Origin of the sequence: Arthrobacter crystallopoietes BAB-32 (assembly GCF_000328305.2) — a bacterium.
Lineage (GTDB): Bacteria > Actinomycetota > Actinomycetes > Actinomycetales > Micrococcaceae > Crystallibacter > Crystallibacter crystallopoietes_A.
In genome coordinates this window covers 1-21,580 of record NZ_ANPE02000085.1, presented here as the reverse complement: position 1 = coordinate 21,580, position 21,580 = coordinate 1, and the positions used below count along the sequence as shown (strand labels likewise).

The 21,580-nt window shown below is 67.6% G+C and carries 23 protein-coding genes; 12 read left to right on the top strand and 11 right to left on the bottom strand.

Annotation, left to right across the window (positions count from 1 at the left end; translation table 11 throughout):
- The 5 genes from D477_RS05865 to D477_RS05845 form a co-directional block, all read right to left on the bottom strand.
- Positions 1–783 (bottom strand): EamA family transporter (locus D477_RS05865; protein ID WP_190273531.1); only part of this gene is annotated, 783 nt, incomplete at its 3' end.
- A gap of 31 nt (positions 784–814) precedes the next feature.
- A complete protein-coding gene (locus D477_RS05860; RefSeq protein ID WP_043845852.1) occupies positions 815–1,420 on the bottom strand; it encodes a helix-turn-helix domain-containing protein in 606 nt (201 codons plus the stop codon).
- Positions 1,421–1,510: 90 nt separating this feature from the next.
- Positions 1,511–2,245 (bottom strand): hypothetical protein, encoded by a 735-nt coding sequence (locus D477_RS23525; protein ID WP_005267981.1) that lies wholly within the window; start codon positions 2,243–2,245, stop codon positions 1,511–1,513.
- On the bottom strand, positions 2,242–3,345 hold the full coding sequence (locus D477_RS05850) for a serine/threonine-protein kinase (protein WP_005267980.1): 1,104 nt from the start codon (positions 3,343–3,345) through the stop codon (positions 2,242–2,244). Before D477_RS05850 ends, D477_RS23525 begins: the two co-directional genes overlap by 4 nt.
- Positions 3,346–3,497: 152 nt before the next feature.
- Entirely contained in the window at positions 3,498–4,934 is a 1,437-nt protein-coding gene (locus D477_RS05845; RefSeq protein ID WP_005267979.1) for an amino acid permease, read from the bottom strand.
- A gap of 226 nt (positions 4,935–5,160) precedes the next feature.
- Here D477_RS05845 and D477_RS05840 point away from each other — a divergent pair, with 226 nt between their 5' ends.
- The 4 genes from D477_RS05840 to D477_RS23665 all read left to right on the top strand — a co-directional run bounded on the left by D477_RS05840 (position 5,161) and on the right by D477_RS23665 (position 8,865).
- Entirely contained in the window at positions 5,161–6,309 is a 1,149-nt protein-coding gene (locus D477_RS05840) for a zinc-dependent alcohol dehydrogenase (RefSeq protein ID WP_005267978.1), read from the top strand.
- A 15-nt stretch (positions 6,310–6,324) separates the two neighbouring features.
- Complete coding sequence (locus D477_RS05835) at positions 6,325–6,897, top strand: hypothetical protein (protein WP_005267977.1); 573 nt, start codon at positions 6,325–6,327, stop codon at positions 6,895–6,897.
- Positions 6,898–7,101: 204 nt separating this feature from the next.
- Positions 7,102–8,409, top strand: coding sequence for a histidine kinase dimerization/phospho-acceptor domain-containing protein (locus tag D477_RS05830; protein WP_337587549.1), 1,308 nt, complete (start codon positions 7,102–7,104; stop codon positions 8,407–8,409).
- A gap of 15 nt (positions 8,410–8,424) precedes the next feature.
- Positions 8,425–8,865: a sensor histidine kinase gene (locus D477_RS23665; RefSeq protein ID WP_337587550.1), complete on the top strand. Its 441-nt coding sequence runs from the start codon at positions 8,425–8,427 to the stop codon at positions 8,863–8,865.
- 203 nt (positions 8,866–9,068) lie between these two features.
- On the opposite strand, the gene D477_RS23830 is transcribed toward D477_RS23665, so the two are convergent.
- Positions 9,069–9,269 (bottom strand): PIN domain-containing protein, encoded by a 201-nt coding sequence (locus D477_RS23830; RefSeq protein ID WP_005267976.1) that lies wholly within the window; start codon positions 9,267–9,269, stop codon positions 9,069–9,071.
- Between the two features lie 83 nt (positions 9,270–9,352).
- On the opposite strand from D477_RS23830, the gene D477_RS05820 reads away from it, so the two are divergent.
- On the top strand, positions 9,353–10,447 hold the full coding sequence (locus tag D477_RS05820; protein ID WP_442777701.1) for a DNA polymerase IV: 1,095 nt from the start codon (positions 9,353–9,355) through the stop codon (positions 10,445–10,447).
- Between the two features lie 30 nt (positions 10,448–10,477).
- On the opposite strand, the gene ppk2 is transcribed toward D477_RS05820, so the two are convergent.
- Positions 10,478–11,422 carry a polyphosphate kinase 2 gene (gene ppk2 / locus D477_RS05815; RefSeq protein ID WP_043845846.1) on the bottom strand — a complete coding sequence of 315 codons (945 nt, stop codon included), beginning with the start codon at positions 11,420–11,422 and terminating at the stop codon, positions 10,478–10,480.
- Between the two features lie 358 nt (positions 11,423–11,780).
- A complete protein-coding gene (locus tag D477_RS05810) occupies positions 11,781–12,953 on the bottom strand; it encodes a glutamate--cysteine ligase (protein ID WP_005267973.1) in 1,173 nt (390 codons plus the stop codon).
- Positions 12,954–13,586: 633 nt separating this feature from the next.
- Here D477_RS05810 and D477_RS05805 point away from each other — a divergent pair.
- Entirely contained in the window at positions 13,587–14,147 is a 561-nt protein-coding gene (locus tag D477_RS05805) for a hypothetical protein (RefSeq protein ID WP_005267972.1), read from the top strand.
- A gap of 164 nt (positions 14,148–14,311) precedes the next feature.
- Here the strand turns inward: D477_RS05805 and D477_RS05800 are convergent, their stop codons facing one another.
- The 3 genes from D477_RS05800 to D477_RS05790 form a co-directional block, all read right to left on the bottom strand.
- Entirely contained in the window at positions 14,312–15,190 is an 879-nt protein-coding gene (locus D477_RS05800) for a metal ABC transporter permease (RefSeq protein ID WP_052510699.1), read from the bottom strand.
- A 78-nt stretch (positions 15,191–15,268) separates the two neighbouring features.
- Positions 15,269–16,045: a metal ABC transporter ATP-binding protein gene (locus tag D477_RS05795; RefSeq protein WP_005267970.1), complete on the bottom strand. Its 777-nt coding sequence runs from the start codon at positions 16,043–16,045 to the stop codon at positions 15,269–15,271.
- The gene (locus tag D477_RS05790) at positions 16,045–17,043 is read right to left on the bottom strand and encodes a metal ABC transporter substrate-binding protein (RefSeq protein ID WP_043845829.1); all 999 of its coding nucleotides are present in this window, start codon (positions 17,041–17,043) and stop codon (positions 16,045–16,047) included. Before D477_RS05790 ends, D477_RS05795 begins: the two co-directional genes overlap by 1 nt.
- A 109-nt stretch (positions 17,044–17,152) precedes the next feature.
- Between D477_RS05790 and D477_RS05785 the strand changes: the two genes are divergently transcribed.
- From D477_RS05785 to D477_RS05760, 6 genes are all read left to right on the top strand, one after another.
- The gene (locus D477_RS05785) at positions 17,153–18,262 is read left to right on the top strand and encodes a GTP-binding protein (protein ID WP_043845835.1); all 1,110 of its coding nucleotides are present in this window, start codon (positions 17,153–17,155) and stop codon (positions 18,260–18,262) included.
- A 55-nt stretch (positions 18,263–18,317) separates the two neighbouring features.
- A complete protein-coding gene (gene ykgO, locus D477_RS05780; RefSeq protein ID WP_005267967.1) occupies positions 18,318–18,440 on the top strand; it encodes a type B 50S ribosomal protein L36 in 123 nt (40 codons plus the stop codon).
- A 13-nt stretch (positions 18,441–18,453) separates the two neighbouring features.
- On the top strand, positions 18,454–18,870 hold the full coding sequence (locus tag D477_RS05775; RefSeq protein ID WP_005267966.1) for a hypothetical protein: 417 nt from the start codon (positions 18,454–18,456) through the stop codon (positions 18,868–18,870).
- A 41-nt stretch (positions 18,871–18,911) separates the two neighbouring features.
- Positions 18,912–19,121 (top strand): hypothetical protein, encoded by a 210-nt coding sequence (locus D477_RS05770; protein ID WP_005267965.1) that lies wholly within the window; start codon positions 18,912–18,914, stop codon positions 19,119–19,121.
- A 286-nt stretch (positions 19,122–19,407) separates the two neighbouring features.
- On the top strand, positions 19,408–20,835 hold the full coding sequence (locus D477_RS05765) for a TrkH family potassium uptake protein (protein WP_005267964.1): 1,428 nt from the start codon (positions 19,408–19,410) through the stop codon (positions 20,833–20,835).
- Positions 20,828–21,523 carry a potassium channel family protein gene (locus D477_RS05760; RefSeq protein WP_005267963.1) on the top strand — a complete coding sequence of 232 codons (696 nt, stop codon included), beginning with the start codon at positions 20,828–20,830 and terminating at the stop codon, positions 21,521–21,523. Before D477_RS05765 ends, D477_RS05760 begins: the two co-directional genes overlap by 8 nt.
- Positions 21,524–21,580 lie beyond the last annotated feature (57 nt).

Here is a 21,580-nt window from a genome sequence, read left to right as displayed (position 1 = left end):
CCCGCCGCGCTGGGCGGCAGCCCCGGCCAGGACCACCAGCAGGATGCCGGCAATCTGCGCGGCCGACGGCTGCTGGTGCAGCACGAGCAGCCCGAGGACCACTCCGAAGGCCGGCTCAAGGGCCATCAGGGTCCCGAAGGCCATGGGCGTCATCCGCCGCAGGGCGAGCATCTCGAGCGCGAACGGCAGGACGGGCAGCAGGATCGCCAGCCCCGCCGCGGCGGCCAGGACACCCGGCGTCAGGTTACCGACCGCCTGCGGGATCCCCACCACCGCTGCCATGCCCGCGGCGATAGGAATGGTGAGCGAGAGCGCCCCGATGCCGGTGAAGCGGTCACCGATCCGCTGCGTGAGCAGGATGTAGGTGGCCCATCCGACCGCCCCGAGCGCAGCGAACGCGATGCCAGGAACGTTGACAGCGCCATGCCAGGGTTCCGTAAGGAGAACGACGCCGAGCAGCGCCAACGCGGGCCAGGCAAGTGCCTTTCTGCTGTGGCTGCGTACCGCTGCCACCGTCAGCGGGCCGAGGAATTCAATGGCGACGGCGGTGCCCAGCGGGATGCGTTCGAGCGCGGCAAGGAAGGAGACCGTCATCACGCCGGTGGTGATGCCCAGGCCGAGCACGGCCGGTACATCCCGGCGGCGGATGGCGCGCAGCGGCGGGCGGGCCAGGGCCAGGAGGATGAGCGCCCCCATGCTGAGCCTGAGCCAGGCTGTACCGGCGGGGCCGACGGCCGAAATCAGGCCCACCGACAAGGCGGAGCCGAGCTGGACCGACAGCATCGCTGCCACTGCCAGCCCCCATGGCGGCACGCTATGCATCGGCCGCCTCCGCCCGGTGTCCCGACCCGACGCCGGGCTCAAAAACTGCCAGCGAGAACCTGGCTGTCCCGGTCCCCGCATTGGCGTACGAGTGTGCGGCATCCCCCGAAAAGGTGACGGCGTCCCCGGCCTGGAGGATGACCGGCTGGCCCGCGACCTCGACCTCGACCGTGCCCTCTTGGACCTGCAGGAGCTCCTTGGTGCCGGCCGAGTGGGCCTCGCTCGCATGGCGGTCGCCCGGCCCGAGGAACCAGTCCCACAGCTCGACGACATCCGGCGGCTCCGTCCCCGCGACCAGCACCCCGCGGCCGCCGGAATCGCTGCTCCACAACGCCGCCCCTTTGCCACGCCGCGTGACCTTAACCGGCTTGGGCCGCGGCGATTCGACCAGCGCCGGCAGGCCCACGCCGAGCGCATCGCTGATCCTCAGCAGCGTACCCACGCTGGGATTCGTTGCTCCCTGCTCCACGTTGACCACCACCCGGCGGCTCACTGCGGCGGCCTCTGCCAACTGGTCCAGCGTCCAGCCCCGGGCCTGCCGCTCCTGTTTGACCCGTGCCCCAATCACCAAGGCCAAAGCTGATGTTTGCTCATCCACTAGTGCATCATACTGCACTCGCGGTGCATTAGTAGACTAACGGCTGGACATCCACTTAGCGGCCCTCAAAACCGGCTTTCCTGCCAACCCCTAGTCATCGTTGCCTTCGCCCATTCCTTGACCCCGGCCCTTGCCTTCGCCGCCCTTGCCGCTGTTCCCTTGGCCCCTGCCGTCATTCGCGTTGTGGCTGTCATCGCCCTCGGTGCCTGAAGCGTCCTGGTCGCCGTCATCGCTGTCGGCCGGTGTAGCGTCCTGGTCACCGTCGTCGCTCCCGGTCGCTGGACTACCCTGGTCGCCGTCATCGCTCTCGTCGGTCGCTGGCGTGTCCTGATCGCCGTCCTGGCCTGTGCGGTCAGGCAACGCGGGAGCGGGAGCAGGTGCTGGCGCGGCGGGCGCAGGTGCCGGCACGGCGGGCAAGGGGCCCGAGGCAGGCTGTTCTTCGGCCACGCCGGCATTCCCGCTCGGCGACGGGCTGGCCGGCTCGCTGGCAGGCGACGGCGACGGGGAGGGCGCTGAGGCAGCCAGCTCGGCCTCGAGGTCATCGGACAACTGCTCGATAGCCGCGTCGATGCTTTGATATCGGGAGAAGGACACCTCTCCCTCTGCTGCGGCGCGCCGCAGTTCTGCTGTGAGGTCTTCCAGCCGGTCCAGCGCCTTCTCGTATTCCCCGGCGGCAGCGGCCGCGCGGACTTCGGCCGCCACTTCCTGCATTTTCCCGGCGGCTCCGGCGGTCAGCTGCAAGGGAGCGGTGCAGGCTGATCCGGCTGCGAGGATCACCGCTGCGATGGCAGCGGCAGCACCGGCATGATGTCTCCTCCTTGTCATGGGACGAGGCTCCGTTCAAGTTCGCGCATATGTTCTTCCAACTCTCCAGTCAGGGCCGGAGACGGTTCCGGAACCGGCGGGGGTTCTTGCCGTGAATTCGACATCAGCAGCAGGACGGCAACCACGGCCGCTATGATCACCAGCAGCGCAGCCGCCAGCCAGAGGGCTGCACGGGAACGGGAGCGCGAACTCCTCGCCCTGCCCGGCCGCGTCCGTGCCGGCGGCACGTCTGCCGGTGGCGGAACCGCGTTCACTGCTGTCGTCGGCGTTGCACCCTGCATTTCCGCCAGCGCGGCCTCGACCGCGCCGGCGTCAGGCCGGGCGGCGGGATCCATTGCGGTCATGCCGGAGAGCAAGTCCGCCCAATCCGCGGACAACCAGGGCGGGATCACCGGAGCACGTTGCAGACGAGCGACCGCGGACTCTACGGGGCTCCCGGGGAATTCCACGTGGCCGGTCAGGCACTCCAGCAATACCAACCCGAGCGAATAGATATCACTGGAAGTGCTCAGCGCTTCGCCCTTGGCTTGTTCCGGGCTGAGGTACGTCGCCGTACCGACGGTTTTCCCCGTGGCAGTTAGCCGTGTCCCCTCAATGACGCGGGCTATACCGAAGTCAGTAAGTTTCGCCCTCGCTTCCCCTGTCTCAACGTTGAAACCGAGCATGATGTTGGCAGGCTTCAGGTCGCGATGGATCACGCCCCGCTGGTGGACATAGTGCAGAGCGCCGGCCAGCTGGCATCCGATGACTGCGACTTCGGCGGCCGGCAGTGCCCCGGCGCGCAGGCGCTGGCGCAGATCGGAGCCAGGGGCGAGCTCCATAACGACGAACGCGCAGGCCTCCCCCAAAGAGTTCTCTTCCCGCCCGGCATCGAAGACGGCGATCAGCCCGGGATGATTGAACGTGGCCAGCAGGTGGATTTCGGCCTGCTGCCGGCGCAGTTCGTCATCGTCGCTGACATCGGGCCGAAACACTTTCACGGCGACCTGCCGGTCCAGCACTTCATCCAGCGCCCTGTACACAGCCGCCGAACCGCCCCGGCCGATCAGCCCCTGAAGCCTGTACCGCCCGCCGAGGCTGACGGGCAGGGCCTGATTCACGCGGATGTCCCCTGTTACCAATCTTTCTCCCCCACCAGCCGAGGGCACTCCTTGAGCGAGTGCCACGCGCATCGAAAGCAAGCTTACTAAAGGGTATACCGAGACTGGCGCGCCACAGGACGAAAGGTGGGAAATGAGGAGGTGCTGCGGACCTACTTCTGCAGCGCAGGCTCCCGCTCGGCAGGCTGCGCGGCATCCTCGACGACTGCGCGGCTGCCGCGCCGGTAGCGCCAGACGCCCAGGGCCACGACGACGGCGGCCAGCGCGACGGAGAGGATCAGGGATTCGCGCGTCGACTCGAGGATGACCATGCCCACCAGCAGGGCAACGATGCTGCCGATTGCCAGCCAGGTCAGGTACGGGAAGAACCACATCTTGAGCGAAAGGTTATTCGCCTCGGCGCCGAGCCGGCGCCGCAGGACCAGTTGCGAGGCCGCGATGACGAGCCAGACAAACAGGGCGATGGCGCCGGAGGTGTTGACCAGGAACAGGAACACCGTGTCGGGGGCGAGGTAGTTCAGGCCCACGGTGATGAAGCCGACCACGGTCGAGGCCAGCACGGGGGCCACGGGGACGCCGCGCTTGGAGGTCCTGGTCCAGGAGCGCGGGGCGTCCCCGCGGGTGGACAGGGAGAACAGCATGCGGCTGGCCGTGTAGAGGCCGGAGTTCAGGCAGGACAGGACTGAGGTCAGCACGATGATGTCCATGATGACGCTGGCGCCGGGGATGCCGTACAGCTCCATGACGGCGACGTAGGGGCTCTTGGCCACGGAGGTGTCGTTCCACGGCAGCAGCGTCACGACGATCGCGATGGAGCCGATGTAGAACACGAGGATGCGCCAGACGGTGGAGCGCACGGCCTTCTTGACCGCGTTGACCGGGTTGTCGGATTCACCCGCGGCGATGGTGGCGATTTCAGCGCCGAAGAAGGAGAAGACGACGACGAGGATGCCCGCCAGCACGGCGGCTCCGCCATTGGGGAAGAAGCCGCCCTGGCCGGTGAGGTTGGACAGGCCGGGTGCGTCGACGCCGGGCAGCAGGCCGAGGATGGCGGCGATGCCGAAGAGCAGGAAGCCGACGATCGCGGCGACCTTGATGGAGGCGAACCAGAACTCGAATTCGCCGAAGGACTTCACCGAGGCGACGTTGGTCAGGGTGAGCAGCACCATCAGGATGAGCGCCCAGACCCACTGGTCCACGCCCGGGACCCAGCGGTGCACGATCGCGGCGCCGGCCGTGGCTTCGATGCCCAGCACGATGATCCAGAACCAGGCGTAGAGCCAGCCGATGCTGAAGCCGGCCCAGCGGCCGAGCGCCTTGTCGGCGTAGGTGGAGAAGGAGCCGGTCTCCGGATTCGAGGCGGCCATCTCGCCGAGCATCCGCATCACGAGGATGACCACGAGGCCCGCGGCGGCGTAGGCGACGAGGATGCCCGGACCGGCCTGCCGGATCGCGGCGCCGGAGCCGACGAACAGGCCTGCCCCGATCACTCCGGCGATGGCGATCATCGACAGGTGACGCGGCTTCAGCGTCTTGGACAGGGCCGGCGACGTGGTGTCGGCCGGGTTTGTGGGCGCGGCAGGGCGCATGCACGTACTCCTTGGGGAAAGCGCTTGGAAAACAGCTTCGTCAAGTATGGCCGCGGATGCGGTTCAGGAAAATCAACTGATTCCGACGATTACTGTTCGGATTTGCTGACGAATCGCGGGGAGGTGCACGCGCCCCTGAAGCCGGGGACCGCCGTCGTACGGGGACTCGCAGCGAATCTGCTCCTTCACCTCGACGCGGGAAGAAAGCAAGCTTAGTATTTGAGGCGTGAAAGCCATGGTGTACCGCGGCCCGTACAAGGTCCGCGTCGAAGAAAAGGACATGCCGGCGATCGAGCATCCGAACGACGCCATCGTGAAGGTGCAGCGGGCCGCGATCTGCGGTTCCGACCTGCACCTTTACCACGGGATGATGCCGGGCACGCGCGTCGGAATGACGTTCGGGCACGAGTTCATCGGCGTGGTCGAGCAGGTCGGCCCCTCGGTGCAGAACCTCAAACCGGGGGACCGCGTGATGGTGCCGTTCAACGTGTACTGCGGCTCCTGCTACTTCTGCGCCCGGGGCCTGTACTCTAACTGCCACAACGTCAACCCCAATGCGACGGCGGTCGGCGGCATCTACGGCTACTCCCACACCTGCGGCGGGTACGACGGCGGCCAGGCGGAATTCGTGCGCGTCCCCTTCGCGGACGTGGGGCCATCGATTATTCCGGACGGGATCGATGACGATGACGCGCTGCTGATGACCGATGCCCTCGCGACCGGCTACTTCGGAGCGCAGCTGGGGGACATCGTCGAAGGCGACACCGTTGCGGTCTTCGGCGCTGGGCCGGTGGGACTCTTTGCCGCCAAGTCGGCCTGGCTGATGGGCGCCGGACGGGTGATCGTGATCGACCACCTCGAGTACCGGCTGGAGAAGGCCCGGAGTTTCGCGCACGCCGAGACGGTCAACTTCGCCGAGCACGACGACGTCGTCGTACATATGAAAAAGACGACCGACTACCTCGGCGCGGACGTGGCGATCGACGCCGTCGGCGCGGAGGCGGACGGCAACTTCCTGCAGCATGTGACCGGCGCGAAGCTGAAGCTGCAGGGCGGCTCCCCCGTCGCGCTGAACTGGGCCATCGACTCGGTGCGCAAGGGCGGCACGATCTCCGTGATGGGCGCCTACGGCCCGATCTTCAGCGCCGTAAAGTTCGGCGATGCGGTGAACAAGGGCCTGACCCTGCGGATGAACCAGTGCCCGGTCAAGCGCCAGTGGCCCCGGCTCTTCGAGCACATCCGCAACGGCTACCTCAAGCCGAGCGACATCATCACCCACCGCATCCCGCTGGAGCACATCGCCGAGGGGTACCACATCTTCTCGGCGAAGCTGGATAACTGCATCAAGCCGGTCATCGTCCCGAACGCTGGCTGAGGAAAGGAGCACGCCATGCCGTACAGGGCTGAAAAACCGGGCCAGCGGCCCAGCGCCGACGAGCTGCGCGCCCGCATCCCCGGCTGGGGCGCGGACCTGGATCCCAAGGACCGCCCGGCCGTACCGAAGGAGCGGTTCGACCCTGCCGCGTCCGGCGCGCACTGGGACTTCCCGGAGCGGCAGCCGGAGAAATGGCCGCGCGAACGGTCAATCGAGCACCAGACGCTGCCGCCGGTCTTCGGCACCTCCGCGCCGCCCAAGGGATTGTCCGGCGCCCTGCGGAAGCTCGCCTACCGGAAGTACAGCGAGGGACGCGCGGCCCATTGGCTGATCCTGATCGCCGCGGACCGGGTGGACGCCGTCGAGAGCCATCTCCGCTCCTTCGCCACGCTCCGGCCGGACAACCCGATCACGGAAACCGGCGTGCTCAGCGAATTCTCGAACAAGGGCCTGAGCTCCCGCACCGGCTCCAAACGCGCCGACGTGAACCACCAGTGGCTGGACCCTGTCATTGTGGCCGGCCCCTGGCTGCTCGCCGGCGGCGCCGCCGTCGCAATCCTCCGCACCCTCACCAACAGGCGCCGCTAGTCCCCCGGCCCCTAGAAGACGCCGCTAGTCCCCCGGCCCCTAGAAGGCGCCGCTAGTCCCCGGCCCCACCGCCGGTGGCGTGCGCTGCGAAAACCGCGCGCCGCCGTCGTTATTGTCCTGTTCCGGCGCCGCCCGGCAGATGGAAACTGCAGCGGATTCCACCATGCCGGGATCTGCGGGTAATCGTTTAGCTAGGCTTTCAGCATGCACGCCTCGCCCCCGGAAAAGACTCCCATTCTGGCCTCCTCGGGCCCGCTCCGGCGTCTGGTGCTGATGCTGGGAATCCGAAAGGAATTCCACGATCTGGATCTGCGGGCCCGCGTGGTCCTGGGACAACTGCCGATGTCAGTCCTGTCGCTGGCCACGCTGGTGCTCGGGCTGACCCTCTATCCGGAGCTGCTGGCCAACCCGCTGTTCGCTGCCGGACAGATCCTGCAGGCCGTGCTCCTGGCGGCCTGCATCCTCATACCGTGGGACCGGCTGCCCAGCCTCAGCTACTGGTCCATCCCGATCCTGGATTTCGCCGTCGTCGGATTCCTGCGCGAGGGAGCCGGCGAGTCTCTCAGCGCCATCGGCGTGCTGTCGGTTTTGCCGGTCATCTGGCTGACCGTGTCCGGACGGGCGCCGGCGCTCGCGGGACTCATCATTTTCCTGGCGCCGCTGCTGATGCTCTGGGTTCCGGTCTTCATTGCTGACCGAAGCATCCGCGCCGGGGATCTTCTCGCCCCCGTGATGCTGCCCTTGGTGCTGCTGGGGATCTGGGCCACGCTGCACAGCGTCCTGCAGAGCCTCAAAGTGCAGCACGCCCAACTGCTGGCCAAGGACGAGGCCCTCAGCCATGCCCTCGAGGAGAGCCGCCGCAACGAAACCCTGCTGGACGGAATCGCGGAGGCCATCGACGTCGGCATCGTGGCGGTGGACGAAGACGGCCACGACGTGCTGCGGAACCGCAAGCAGCGGGCCATCCACCAGCTGGCTACTCCCCCGGACATCCCGGATCCCAATGAGAGCCAGCTGGAGGTCTATTCCGACGACGGCGCAACCTCCCTGCCGGCGGAGGAACGTCCGGTGCGGCGCGCCGTGAACGGGGAGTCCTTTTCCGAACTGGTCGTCCGCCTCGGCAGGGGACGCGGCCAGCGCGCGTTCTCGGTCTCGGCTCGCCAGATCCGCACCAGGGCGGGCGCTCCGGCCGGGAGGGTCATTGCCTTCAACGATGTCACCGAACTGCAGGAAGCCCTGGCGGCGAAGGACGAGTTCGTGTCCAGCGTCAGCCACGAGCTGCGCACGCCGTTGACCTCGATCCTGGGCTATCTCGAGCTGTGCCTCGATGACGAGGAACGGCTGCCGCCGGATACGGCGGCACGGCTGCACATCATCGAGCGCAATACCGAGCGCCTGCTTGTCCTGGTCGGCGACCTGCTGGCAACGGCCGCCGGAACCATGAAAATCCAGCGCCAAGCCACCGCCCTGGCCGAGCTCATCGACAACTGCGTGGCCTCGGCGCGGCCCTAGGCTGAAGCGGCCGGCATCAAGCTGGCCTCCAGCGTTCCGGCAGGACTGAGCGCCGATATCGACCCGGCCCGCATTGGGCAGGTGGTCGACAACCTGCTCTCCAACGCGATCAAGTACTCCCTTGAGGGCGCCACCGTGGAGGTCACCGCTTGGTCCGACGGACCGTCGGTCTGCATCCGGGTGGAAGATACCGGCATCGGGATGAGCGAGGACGAGCAGGCGGCCGCCTTTTCCAAGTTCTTTCGCGCTGAGAGCGCACGCCGGAGTGCCATTCCCGGTATCGGGCTCGGGCTCACCATCAGCAAGAACATCGTCGACGCCCACGATGGAACTATCAGCCTCAAGAGCCAACGCGGAGCCGGATCCGCATTCACCATCGAGCTCCCGCAACCGCAGCGGCTGGATCAGCCCCTTCATGAACGCGAAGGCTTTGCTCGCCAACCAGGACTATCGTGAGCCGGCGGTCGGCACTGCGGCAAGTTGAACCGCAGGTGACGGACCCGCGAAAGTCGCACCCGCCGTCGTTATTGTCGGGTCTATGGGTGGGGCGTTACACATGGATGACGTCCGGGCCTTCGAGGCCCTCGAGCACGTTGTAGTCCTGATCCTGAGTAGCCACGGGCAGCCGGTGAGCGAGCGCAACAGAGGCAATCCATAGATCACTGACGCTGATCCTCCGGCCGGCTTCCCAACCGGTAACGCAAACGTGCCCAGTGCCGCGCAGCGTCTGCGCCGATAGGCAGCAACTCGAAACGGACCAAGGATTCGACGGTCCGCAGCCGCTGCGCGCGCGTGTCAGTATCCCTGGCCGCGTGGACACCGGCGTGGAGTTCAGCGAGCGTAACGACACTGACGTACATCTCATCAGGAAGGCTGGACACACATTTGTATTAGTCGCCGACAGCCTCGCTGCCAGACCTCCGCACACCTGTCCTGGCCCGAAATGTTGCGGCAGACTGGGGGCGTGAGCAGAATCCCGTGGGTGCTGCACGTTGATCTCGACCAGTTCATCGCGGCGGTCGAGGTGCTCCGGCGCCCGGAGCTTGCGGGCAAGCCGATCATTGTCGGCGGCCGGGGCGATCCGACGGAACGGGCTGTCGTCTCCACAGCTTCTTACGAAGCCAGGGCCTTTGGCGTCGGTTCGGGAATGCCGCTGCGCATCGCAGCCCGGAAAGTGCCTGACGCGGTGATCCTGCCAGTCGACCATGAGGCCTACTTCGCGGCGTCCGAGGGGGTGATGGCGACCCTGCGCGAGCAGCCCGGCGCCACGGTGCAGGTGCTGGGTTGGGATGAGGCCTTTGTCGGCATCGAGACGCAGGATCCGGAAGCTTACGCCAGGCAGCTGCAGGCCTCTGTCCTGGAACGCACACTTTTGCACTGCAGCGTCGGCATTGGCGACACGCTGGTCCGCGCCAAGGTTGCCACTGGCTTCGGCAAGCCGGCCGGCATCTTCCGCCTCACTGCCGGCAACTGGCTCGACGTCATGGGCGGCCGGCCCACCAAGGAACTCTGGGGCGTCGGAGCTAAAGTGTCAGCGCGGCTGGCCAAACTCGGGATCAACACGGTCGCCGAGCTCGCCGCGAGCGACCCGCAGGACCTGATTCCGGAATTCGGCCCTCGCATGGGCCCTTGGTACGCGGAGCTCGGGCGCGGGGACGGCGCCAGCGTGGTGGACGATACTCCCTGGGTCGCCCGAGGCCACAGCCGGGAGACCACCTTCCAGCGAGACCTGACCGAGCCCGCCCAAGTAGACGACGCCCTGCGGGAGCTGACGGCGCGTGTCCTGGACGACGTGGTGGCGGAAGGACGGCCCGTCATCGGGCTGACGCTCAAGGTCCGGTATGCGCCGTTCTTCACCAAGACCCACGCGCGGAAGATTCCCGAGACCTTCGACCGAAACGAAATCCTCGCTCGGGCCTTGGACCTGGCAGCCAGCATCGAAGCCGGCAGGCCGATCCGGCTCCTGGGCCTGCGGGCGGAAATGGCCATGCCCGACGACGCCCGAAAGGGGCACACGCCGACGCGCGGCGGGTGGTGAAGGCGCCGCCGTCGTAATTTTCGCCGTGGATCAGTCGCCGACGGCGTCGCGGCCGCGGCGGACGATCAGCGGATCGGGCTCATAGACCACCGAGGTGTCCTTGTCCTCGTAGTCGAACTGGTTGAGGAAGAAGCGCATGGCGTTGATGCGGCCGCGCTTTTTGTCGTTCGACTTGATGGTGGTCCACGGCGCGTGGTCGGTGTCGGTGCGCAGGAAGGTGGCTTCCTTGGCCTCGGTGTAGTCCTCCCAGCGGTCGAGCGAGGCCAGGTCCATGGGCGAGAGCTTCCAGCGGCGGACGGGGTCGATCTGCCGGATGGCGAAGCGGGTGCGCTGCTCGTGGCGGGTGACGGAGAACCAGAACTTCGTGAGGTGGATGCCGGAGTCGACGAGCATCTTCTCGAAGACCGGGGCCTGGTCCATGAACGTCTGGTATTCGTCCTCGGTGCAGAAGCCCATGACGCGTTCGACGTTGGCGCGGTTGTACCAGGACCGGTCGAACATGACGATCTCGCCGGCGGTCGGCAGGTGCTGGATGTAACGCTGGAAGTACCATTGGCCGGCCTCGCGGTCCGACGGCTTGGTCAGGGCAACGGCGCGGGCGGCGCGGGGATTCAGGTGCTCGGTGAAGCGCTTGATGGTGCCGCCCTTGCCGGCGGCGTCGCGGCCTTCGAAGACGAGGACGTGCTTGTGGCCCTCGTCCTGGCCCCAGTACTGGAATTTGAGCAGCTCGATCTGCAGCTTGTACTTTTCCAGTTCGTACTCCTCGCGGGTCATCCGCTCGTCGTACGGGTAGTCTTCGCGCCAAGTTTCGACGGCGGAACCTCCAGGGTTGATCAGTTCCGGATCTTCGCCCTGGCCACCCTTGACCTCGTAGCCGAGGTCCACGAGCTGGTCGATGAACTCACGCAGGTTCTCGCGGACCAGCCAGCGATCTTCCGGAGTCCAGCCTCTGCCTGCCTCGTTCATCTCGTCCATGCTGTCCATACCGGTCTCCCTCTCGCCGTTGCTGCTCCCGCCGACGGCCCGCTTGCCGCGCCTCGCGTTCGCGCATTTTAACAAGGCTGGATGGCGCGAACGTGAACGGGCCCGGCTCGAATCTGACGGGCCCGTTCGCATCTGGCGGGCTCGTTCACATCGGTTGGCCCGTAGCGGCTGGATTGCGGCCGGAATACCGCGCCAATCCAGCCTCTACGGGCCAGTCGTTTCCGTTGGGACCTGCCGACTGACCATTGTGCCGTCCGTTGACCTCACCGGCCAACGGTCAATCACGAAGCCCAGCGCGGCGGCGGTTAACAGACCGGTGGAGGAGCACCGCCACGGGAGCGTCGGCGGGCTACTGGGCGTAGGGCCCGTCCTGATGGGTCAGCTCGAGCGCCTGCAGCATCACCGATGCCAGATCCCCGGACTCCGAGTAGGCTTCCCGCTGGCGGCGGGCACCCGGGCCGTCACGCAGGATCCCAGTGACGATGCTCTCGACCAACGTCTCCTCCTCCCAGTCCCGCAGCACGGGCTGAATGAACTCAAGCAGTTCGGCGACGACGTCGCCTGCCGCACATGGCCGGCCCGATGTCGGATCCACAAGCTTGCCGTCTACGCCGGACCGGCTGGCCTGCCATGCCCACGCTCGGAGCTCGGCTGCGGTGACTGCCGGGGCGGCCACTCCGGAGCGCCACTGCCGTGCCGCAGACTCCACCAGGGCGCGGATAACAGCGGCGAGCCCGGCTGCATGGCGGTGATCCATGCACACATCGGCAAGCCGGACCTCTACGGTCGGATAGGTGGCGGACAGCCGGGCATCGAAGTAGATCATGCCCTTATCGAGGGGCACACTCGTGGCCAGGAGCGCTTCGACCTGCCGGTCGTACTCGTTGGGAGAACCGAATACTTCTGTCGGTCCGGCGGTGGGCCACCGGTTCCACACCTGGTAGCGGTAGCTGTTGTAGCCGGAATCGGCGCCGTTCCAGAAGGGCGAATTGCTGCTGAGGGCCAGGATGGCTGGCAGCCAAATCCGGATCCTGTCAATGACTGCCACGCCCTCCTCCCGCGATGCCACGCCGGTGTGGACGTGGAAGCCGCAGGTGAGGAGCTCCTGCAGCGTCAGTCCGAACTGCTCGCTCATCTTCCGATACCGCGGGTTTTGGACGAGGTGCGGCAGCACCGCATGCGGCGAGGTGGCCAGTGCGACTGCACGGGCTCCGGCCTGCCCCGCTGCTGAATCCGCGAGGGAACGGCCGTGCGCGATTGCGTGGATCTGGTCCTCAAGGGTCAGCTGGGGCGGGCAGACCACTTCAACCTGCTCCTGCTTGACTTCCAAGGTGACCTGGAATCCGGCGGTACCCTCAAGATCCAAAGTGGCGTTCTGCTCGTGCATTCGCACGGCATTCTCTGCTGCCGCGAGGGGAAGGGAGCTCACGGAGTCCACCAGCAGCAGTTCCTCTTCGACACCGAAGGTTCGTGCTTCTGTGCCGGGTATGTACGGTTGGACATGCTCGTCCGCAGTCGCCAAGCGAAGAAATTCCATCGCAGTCCACATCTCTCTCGAAAACAATGATGCGAGCCTGCTGCTGGACTCCTGTTCAGGTTACGCCCGTTTCCTCTGCCCGGACAGGAGTCTCCCGGATTGTCTATATACCGTCGGCCAGGATTGGGCGTTGAAGCGGTGCGCCATAAGGAACTGAGGCCTTCGCCAGCTCACGCCATGCGCCGGCTCCGGATCCCGATCCGGCAGACGATGGCATTGCTCTCCCGACTGCCGCGGGGAACCATGAAGTAATGTGACGAATTCCATCGTGCCTTGTGAGTGCCCGGAAACCACAGGAAAACCGGGTCAGGATTTTTGAATCCCGGAATTAATCCCGCATATCCTGCCATAAGTGCCTGGGCCGGTCAGCCGATCTGATCGATACGGGCAAACTCTCCGCAGTGCGAGCCGTCCGACTTCGGCTGCCTGCGCGCCTCCATGGCCTGCCGGAAAAGCTCCGGGCCTGTGCGGATCCTAGCGATCCCCGGGCAGGCCAAGCGGAGCGGTAGGGACGTCCCCCGACGCGGGACCGATTCTATGTCCAGCTAACTCAACCCCCATAGACCGCCAGAGCGGCCCATCGCGGGTCCTTTTCATCCTTCCCCAAGGAGTTTTCCGATGACAGTAATAGAGACCGGCGTCGATACCCGGACCAGCGAAACCACGGCCCGTTCCAGCGCCCGTCCGGCGGCCCTGCCCGCTGCGGCCGGCAAGGCTTTGGCGGTGCTGCGGATCCTGCTCGGCACGGTTTTCCTGTGGGCCTTCCTCGACAAGGCCCTCGGGCTCGGGTTCGCCACACCCGCCAACAAGTCCTGGCTGGCGGGCGGCGAACCGACCAGTGGATATCTCGGCAGCCTGGAGGGCGCCTTTGCCGGGGCGTTCCAGCCGCTGGCCGGCCAGGCCTGGGTCGACTGGAGCTTCATGTTGGGAATGCTGGCTGTCGGCTCGGCCCTGATCCTGGGCATTGGCCTGCGCGCCGCGGCCGTCGGCGGAACGCTCATCATGGGGCTGATGTGGCTGTCCTCGTTGCCGCTGAAGAACCACCCCGTAGTCGACGAGCACGCGATCTACGCCAGCGCCCTCTGGCTCCTGGCCCTCGCCGGTGCCGGACAGGTCTGGGGTCTCGGCAAGGCCTGGTCCCGCCTGCCGATCGTGCAGCGGATCGGCTGGCTGCGCTAAGCCGGCGGCGTTGGTCGGCGAACCACGCCCTGACCACCGCACAGTTATCTGTTGGCCGGTAGTGGCTGGATTGGAGCTCCGATTCAGCTCCAATCCAGCCGCTACGGGCCAATCGTTCTTAACCACGTGGGGAGCCCAACTGCTGTTGGCTCCCCCGCGGCAGGTTAACTGACCGCCGCCCGCGCCGTCCGCCGTCGTCCGAGCAATGGTGCCGCCGCCGCGGCCAGAGCGTACACGCCGATGGCGAGGACAACAATGGTCGCGCCGGGCGAGAGCGGCTGGTAATAGGTGATGGCCAGTCCGGCGACACTGACGGCCGCGCCGATGCCCATCGCCAGCGCCATGGTCGTGCGGAAGGAGTGCGTGAGCAGCTGCGCCACGGCGACCGGCACGATCATGATGGCCGATACCAGCAGCACGCCGACCACGCGCATCGACACGGACACGGTCAGCGCGGCGAGCACAGCGACCAGGATGTTCAGCGCCCGTGCCGGCAGCCCCGAGGCGCGCGCGAACTCCTCGTCGTGGCAGAGGGCAAACAGGGCCGGCCGCAGCCCGAGGCCCACGCCGAGGATCACGGCGGCCAGGCCCACGCTCAGCCACACGTCCAGCCCGGTCACGGTGGCGATCGAGCCGAACAGATAGCCGGTCAGGTTGGCCGAGGTGCCGCCGGCGACGCCGATCAGCAACACGCCGCCGGCAATGCCGCCGTAGAACAGCAGCGCCAGCGCCACATCCGCACTGGTCCGGCCGCGTTCGCGAACCACCTCAATCAAAATGGCACCGACGACGGCGGCAACCACTGCACCGGGCACGGCAAGTACGTCGTGGGTCGCCAGTCCGGCAGCGCTGCCGGCGAGCCAGCCCATGGCCACGCCGGTGAGCGCGATGTGGCCGATGCCGTCGCCGAGCAGGGCCAGCCGCCGTTGCACGAGATACGTGCCCATGACCGGCGCGGCCACGCCCACGAGCACGGCGATGACCAGCGCGCGCTGCATCAGCGGACTGCCCAGCATGGTTTGAAGCGTCTGCCAGAACTCCATCACTATTCCCTCCTGCTTGAGCGCCGGCTCCACTTCCCCGGATGCCAGCTCCCCCACGACTTCCTCGCCCCGGGACCCTCACCACTTCCGGCTCAGGTCCGGGGCCTGCGCGGTGGCCGTCCCGGCGACAGCAGGTCCGGGCCACGAACTTGCCGGATGCGCATGCCGGTCCTGCTCCGCCTCCGCCTCCGATCCCGGCAGCCGTGCCGGACCGTCATAGGCGATCCGCCCCTCCTCCAAGACCAGGGTTCGGCGGATCAGTGCCGTCAGCTCGCCCAGCTCGTGCAGCACCAGCAGCACAGTCGCGCCCCGGTCCTGCAGGCCCGCCAGGGTCCGGGCGAGAGCCTCGCGCGATTCCTGGTCCATCCCGGCGAGCGGCTCGTCCATGATCAGCAGGTCCGGCTCGCGGATCAAGGCTCGGGCGATGAGCACGCGCTGCTGCTGGCCGCCGGAGAGCACCTGCACGCTCGCGCTGGCCCGGTCCGCCAGACCCACCCCCTCCAGCGCTTCAAGGGAACGACGGCGAGCGCCTCGGCCCGGTCGCAGGCGCCGGTTGTCCAGGAGGCCCGAGGCGACCACCTCCGCAGCCGTAGCCGGTACCCCCGAACCGGCTCCCATACGCTGCGGGACATAGCCGATCCGGCTCCACGGAAGCTTCCCCGCAGCGCCGAAAATCTCCACCTCGCCCGCTGTCACCGGCACCAGCCCGACCAGCGACTTCACCAGCGTCGACTTGCCGGACCCATTGGCACCGAGGATCGCCACGGCCTTCCCTTGCCGAACGGACGCGTCCACGCCGTCCAGCACCAGTGAACCCCCGAGCTCCACGCGCAGCCCGCGGACGGACACCGCCATTACTTGCACCCCAGCGCCTTCTGCAGCGCTGCCAGGTTCTCCCGCATGACCTGCTGGTAATCCTTGCCCGCATCGGCCTGGGCCTCCGCCGGGTCCAGCACCGCCGCCTCGATGCCCAGGTCGTCGGCCAGCGTCTGCGACACCTTCGGATTCACGAGCGACTCCGAGAAGACAGTCGTGACGCCCTCGGCCTTGACCACCTCGCCGATCTCGGCCAGGCGCGCCGGCGACGGCTCCGTTTCCGGCTCAAGCCCCGCGATGCCGACCTGCTCCAGGCCGTATTTGTCAGCCAGGAAGCCGTAGGCCTCGTGGGAGACGACGATGGTCTTTCGTTCGCACTGCGCGAGGCCGTTCTTGAACTCCTCGTCCAGCGCGGTCAGCTCCTCCGTCAGCGCCACCGCATTGGCCTCATAGGCGTCGGCGTTCTCCGGATCCGCCGCCCCGAGTCCATGCGCGACTTCATGGGCCACGTCGGCCAGCCGGGCGGGGTCGAGCCAGAAGTGCGGGTCCGCCGTGCCATGGTTGTGGCCGGCATGCGCATCTTCTTCGGCGGCCGCGCTCGCCTCAGCCGCACGATCATGGCCGGCATGTGCGTCCTCGCTGGCGGCCCCTTCGCCGTCGTTAGTTGCCCCGATGCCTGCGGCGGCCGCGGCGTCCACGACCCGCTCGGCCGAGGTCCGCTCCACCGCTTCATCCACCGCAGGCTGGAATCCGGAGAGGTAGACCACCAGGTCGGCGCCCTCGAGTTCCGCCACGGCGTTGGGCGAGAGCTCCAGGTCGTGCGGCTCGGCCCCGGGCGGGGTGAGCGAGCCGACTTGGACCATGTCGCCGCCGACCTTCTCCGCCACGTACTGCAGCGGATAGAAGGAGGCGAGCACCGTGGGCGATTCGGGACCGCTGCCAGCGGAGGCGGCTTCGCCGGTGCTGGCGGCGCAGGAGGTGACGGCGAGCAGGGCCGCCATGGACAAGGGAAGACTTAGAAGGTTGCGGGTGTTCATGAGAACGATTCTCAGATTTACTGAGAACGATTGTCAATTTGAGCACGCCATTGAGCAAGCTGGTGCGGCGCTTTGCCGGTGAGAATGATTCTCATATAGAGTGCCGGTCATGCCTGTGATTCTGATCAGTTCGCTTGACCCTTTCTGCCGCCAGGCCGCCTGTGAGTCTTTGGGGCAGCGCCGTCCCGGAAGCATGACGGTGCTGCACGATCTGCTGGAAAACGGCAGTGTGCTGCGCCGGATCTATCGTGGCCGGCAGGAGGTGGAGCGGGTGGAGACGCCGCTGGAGCATGGCTGCCTGAGCTGCACCGTGCGGCTTGATGTCGTGCCGACGGTCCACCGGCTGCTCCAGGACGGTGCGGCCGAGCTGGTCGTGAGCCTGCCGCCATCGGTTCCCGCGGACCTGGTGGTGGAGCAGTTCCGTCATTCGGCGGATCCGGCACCGCACATCGATTCGATCATCACCGCATGTTCGCCTGCAGGCCTGGAGGACCAGCTGTGGGATACACACACGCTCTTCGAGTCCGGCTATACGCCGACACCGGGCGACGATCGCACGCCCGGGGAATTCCTGATCGGCGAGCTGGCCTACTGCGACACCGTCCATTGCTCCGATCTCGTCCTTGCCCCGGCGGCTCCTGACGCCCACTCGCGCGGCACCCGGCTGGTGCGGGAAATCGCGCCGCATGCCGCCGTCGTCGTTCCCGGAAAGACTGGACCCTTGGCCGGCTTCGACCTCCGTGAAGCCCGCGCCCGCTCCCGTGCAGGCTCGGTCCGGATTCCTGCCGCATCTTCCAACGCGCCGTTCCGGACAGCCGTGCTGCGCGCCGCCCGGCCCTTGCATCCGGGCCGGTTCCGGCTGGCGCTGGGAGAACTCGCCGCAGGAAACTGCTGGCTGCGCGGACGGGTGTGGCTGGCCTCTGCGCCGACCGCGCGGATCGCGCTGCGCGGCTACGGCCCGCGCGTCATCCTCGAAGACACTGGCCCGTGGGTGGCCGATGCGCCCAACCCTGCCCGGGCCGCCGATCCGGGCAGCGACGCCGCCCTGGACTGGCACGCCGAGCACGGCGACCGCGGCACGGTGCTGGCCGTCACCGGAGACTCGGTCGACGAGGCCGTGGCCGCCGGTTTGCTCGCCGGCTGTGAACTGACTGCGGCCGACCTGGCCGCCGGCGTTGGGCACCTGCCCGACCCCTTCGGGCTGTCGGCCGCCCATTGAAGCAGCGCGCCTAGCCACCCCAACCTGCATCGCAGGCTCACGAGAAAGAGGAAACATGAAAGTCCGAAATTCGCTCAAAGCGCTGAAGAAGCAGCCCGGTGCCCAAGTGGTCCGGCGGCGCGGCCGCGTCTTCGTCATCAACAAGAAGAACCCGCGACTGAAGGCACGGCAAGGCTGATGCGGGCTCCGGAATGAAACGTCCCGCCGCCCAGACCGCCGCCGATCCCTGCGGGCCGGCCCTCATCCTGTGCGCGGGCCACCGCTGCTCCGCTCTGCTCAGGCGGGATCCGCTGGCGGACCATGAAGAGCAGCTCCGCCAAGCCGTCAGGTCCACCAGCGGCGCCGTCATGATCTCGGCCGGCTGCGTCCGTGCCTGCGCCCTGGCACCCGTTGCCGCCGTCGCCCGAAGCAGCGGCACCGGCCGGCTCGGTCCCGCCGTCTGGCTCGCCGGTATCGACGATCCCCAACGCAGCCTCGGCCTGCAGCGGTGGATCCGGGCCGGCGGGCCGGACGACGGCTCCCGCCCCCAGAAGAACCTGCCGCCTGTGCTCGCCGGGGCCGTCATCGCCGTCGCTGCGCCAACGTCGATGGTCCAAAGCCGCCGCTGAACCCTGCCGCTGACCTGCGCTTTTAGGGCATAGTTGGTCGCATGGAAACACTCGCAGCACTGGCGGTCGGCTTCGGCGTGATCGTCCTTCTGGTGGTCGTCGCATCCCGGATCGGGGCCAAGCGGAACCGCCGCCGTCCCAGCCGAGCCGGCCGCGCCGAGCAGGCCGGCTACTCCTCCCCCGCCTTCTTCTACGGCGGCGCTGATTCCGGCGGCTCGTCCGACTGCGGGGGCGGAGGCGGCGGCGACTAGCAGGCAGGCTGATCTCGACCGTACGGCGGCAATGCGGGCAGAGGCCACCGCCGCCTCGGTCACCCAGGACGGCCGTGGGAAGACACCGCCGCCGTCAGACTGCTCGCCCCGCCGGCGATTCTTGACGAATTCTTAACGCCCTGACCTGCAGTTTTTCGCGGTTTCGGCCTCGCCGCCGGAGTAGTGTGGTCAATCGCGCCAGGCCCGGGCACCGCGCCGCCCCACCGGCCGTGGTCCCGGCCTGGCGTCCGCCAAGCAGATTCCGCCCTCCCGGAAAGGCCCCGCCATGGCCGCCAAGGCCACTCTCGCCCGCCGGCTCCAACCGCTGGCCCGCACTCTCGTGCCTTTGGCGGAGGTGCCGCACGCCGCCGTCGTACTTGCCCAACGCGTCCGGCCCCGGCACCCGGCGCAGGTGATTGCGCTGGGCTTCGTGGGCGCGATCCTGGCCGGCACGGCCGTGCTGATGCTGCCGGCGGCCAAGCAGGGTGCGGGCGGCGCCACCTTCCTGGAGGCACTGTTCACCGCAACCTCGTCCGTCTGCGTGACCGGGCTGATCATCGTGGATACGCCGGTGTTCTGGACGCCGTTCGGCCAGGTGGTGATCATGGTGCTGATCCAGCTCGGCGGGTTCGGCGTGATGTCCTTCGGGGCGCTGCTGGGCGTGCTGATGGCCGGGCGGCTGGGGCTGCGGGCGCGGGTGTCGGCGGCGGCGGAAACCAAGAGCCCCGGGTTCGGCGACGTGCGCGGGGTGCTGCTGGGCGTGCTGAAGATCAGTCTCCTGACCGAGGCCGCGCTAGCGCTGGTGCTCATGCTGCGCTTCATACTTGGCTACGGGTACGCACCGGGCGAGGCGCTCTGGCAGGGGGTGTTCCACGCCGTGTCCTCCTTCAACAACGCCGGCTTCGCGCTGTATTCGGACAACCTGATGGGCTTCGTGTCCGATCCGTGGATCTGCCTGCCGATCGCGGCGGCGGTGATCATCGGCGGCCTTGGCTTCCCGGTGCTGTTCGAGCTGGCGCGGCGCTACCGGCGGCCGATCCACTGGTCGATGAACACCAAGCTGGTCCTCTCCGGCACGGCGGTGCTGCTGGTAGGCGGAACGGTTTTCCTGACCGCGGTGGAGTGGACCAACCGGGCGACGCTGGGCGCGCTGGACCCGGGCTCGCGCCTGCTGGCCGGGTTCTTCCAGTCCGTGATCACGCGCACCGCCGGGTTCAACAGCATCGACATCGGCCAGATGAACCCGGTTTCCTGGCTGGGCATGGACATCATGATGTTCATCGGCGGCGGGCCGGCGGGCACGGCAGGCGGCCTGAAAATCACGACGTTCGCGGTGCTGTACTTCATCCTCTACACAGAGGTCCGCGGCGAGGCGGCGGTCAACATCTTCGGCAAGCGGCTTTCCCGCTCGGTGCACCGGCAGGCGATCACGGTGGTGCTGCTGGCGCTCGCCCTGGTGGTCGCGTCCACCATGGCGCTGATGTTTATGTCCGACGCCGGGATGGAGCGTCTGTTGTTCGAGGCCATCTCCGCGTTCGCAACAGTGGGGTTGTCCACTGGCATCACCGCTTCCCTCCCGCCCGCGGGCCAGGTGATCCTCATTGTGCTCATGTTCGTCGGGCGCCTTGGCCCGGTCACGCTGGCTTCCGCGCTGGCCCTGCGCGCGCGGCCCATCCTGTACGAATTCCCGAAAGAGAGGCCCTTGATTGGCTAGGAACCCCTTCCCCGCGCGCTCCTTTGACCGGATCGCGGAGGCGGACGCCGTCGTCGTTATTGGCCTTGGCCGCTTCGGCGGTGCCTTGGCCCTGGAACTGGAATCCCAGGGCACGCAGGTGCTCGGCATCGACGCGGACGAAGAGACGGTCCAGTCCTTCAACGGCCTGCTGACCCACGTGGTCCGCGCGGACTCCACCAAGGAGGAGGCGCTGCGGCAGCTGTCGGTCCACGAGTTCGACCGCGCCGTCGTGGGCATCGGGACGGACGTCGAGGCGAGCATCCTGACCACGTCGCGGCTGCTCAAGTTCGGCAAGCCGGTCATCTGGGCCAAGGCGATCAGCGAGCCGCATGCCGAGATCCTCGAGCAGCTCGGGGTGCACCACGTCATCCGGCCCGAGCATGACATGGGCCGCCGGGTGGCGCACTTGGTCCGCGGCGCCATGCTGGACTACGTCGAGTTCGAGGACAACTTCGTCGTGATCCGTACCACGCCGCCCGCGCTGGCGCAGAACCGGCCGCTGGAAGTGCTGCAGCTGCGCTCCCGGTTCGATATCACCGTGGTGGCCGTCAAGCGCGCCCGCGGGCAGTGGGAGCACACCACCCCGCAGACCGTCCTGTACGACGACGACCAGATCATCGTCCAAGGCCCCAAGGACAAGGCCGAAGCCTTCAGCGCGCTGGTCTGACGCCCAAAGCCGCGCGCCGTCGTCGTTCTGGCCCCGCCCCAGCGTCGCCCCTCCCCG

Excerpts from the sequence above, each read along its gene's own strand:
- D477_RS23525 (WP_005267981.1), bottom strand. The coding sequence starts at position 2,245 with ATGACAAGGAGGAGACATCATGCCGGTGCTGCCGCTGCCATCGCAGCG.
- D477_RS05845 (WP_005267979.1), bottom strand. The coding sequence starts at position 4,934 with ATGCGCCCTGCCGCGCCCACAAACCCGGCCGACACCACGTCGCCGGCC.
- D477_RS05835 (WP_005267977.1), top strand. The coding sequence starts at position 6,325 with ATGCCGTACAGGGCTGAAAAACCGGGCCAGCGGCCCAGCGCCGACGAG.
- D477_RS05830 (WP_337587549.1), top strand. The coding sequence starts at position 7,102 with ATGCACGCCTCGCCCCCGGAAAAGACTCCCATTCTGGCCTCCTCGGGC.
- D477_RS23830 (WP_005267976.1), bottom strand. The coding sequence starts at position 9,269 with ATGTACGTCAGTGTCGTTACGCTCGCTGAACTCCACGCCGGTGTCCAC.
- D477_RS05820 (WP_442777701.1), top strand. The coding sequence starts at position 9,353 with ATGTTGCGGCAGACTGGGGGCGTGAGCAGAATCCCGTGGGTGCTGCAC.
- ppk2 (WP_043845846.1), bottom strand. The coding sequence starts at position 11,422 with ATGGACGAGATGAACGAGGCAGGCAGAGGCTGGACTCCGGAAGATCGC.
- D477_RS05805 (WP_005267972.1), top strand. The coding sequence starts at position 13,587 with ATGACAGTAATAGAGACCGGCGTCGATACCCGGACCAGCGAAACCACG.
- D477_RS05800 (WP_052510699.1), bottom strand. The coding sequence starts at position 15,190 with ATGGAGTTCTGGCAGACGCTTCAAACCATGCTGGGCAGTCCGCTGATG.
- D477_RS05795 (WP_005267970.1), bottom strand. The coding sequence starts at position 16,045 with ATGGCGGTGTCCGTCCGCGGGCTGCGCGTGGAGCTCGGGGGTTCACTG.
- D477_RS05790 (WP_043845829.1), bottom strand. The coding sequence starts at position 17,043 with ATGAACACCCGCAACCTTCTAAGTCTTCCCTTGTCCATGGCGGCCCTG.
- D477_RS05785 (WP_043845835.1), top strand. The coding sequence starts at position 17,153 with ATGCCTGTGATTCTGATCAGTTCGCTTGACCCTTTCTGCCGCCAGGCC.
- ykgO (WP_005267967.1), top strand. The coding sequence starts at position 18,318 with ATGAAAGTCCGAAATTCGCTCAAAGCGCTGAAGAAGCAGCCCGGTGCC.
- D477_RS05775 (WP_005267966.1), top strand. The coding sequence starts at position 18,454 with ATGAAACGTCCCGCCGCCCAGACCGCCGCCGATCCCTGCGGGCCGGCC.
- D477_RS05770 (WP_005267965.1), top strand. The coding sequence starts at position 18,912 with ATGGAAACACTCGCAGCACTGGCGGTCGGCTTCGGCGTGATCGTCCTT.
- D477_RS05765 (WP_005267964.1), top strand. The coding sequence starts at position 19,408 with ATGGCCGCCAAGGCCACTCTCGCCCGCCGGCTCCAACCGCTGGCCCGC.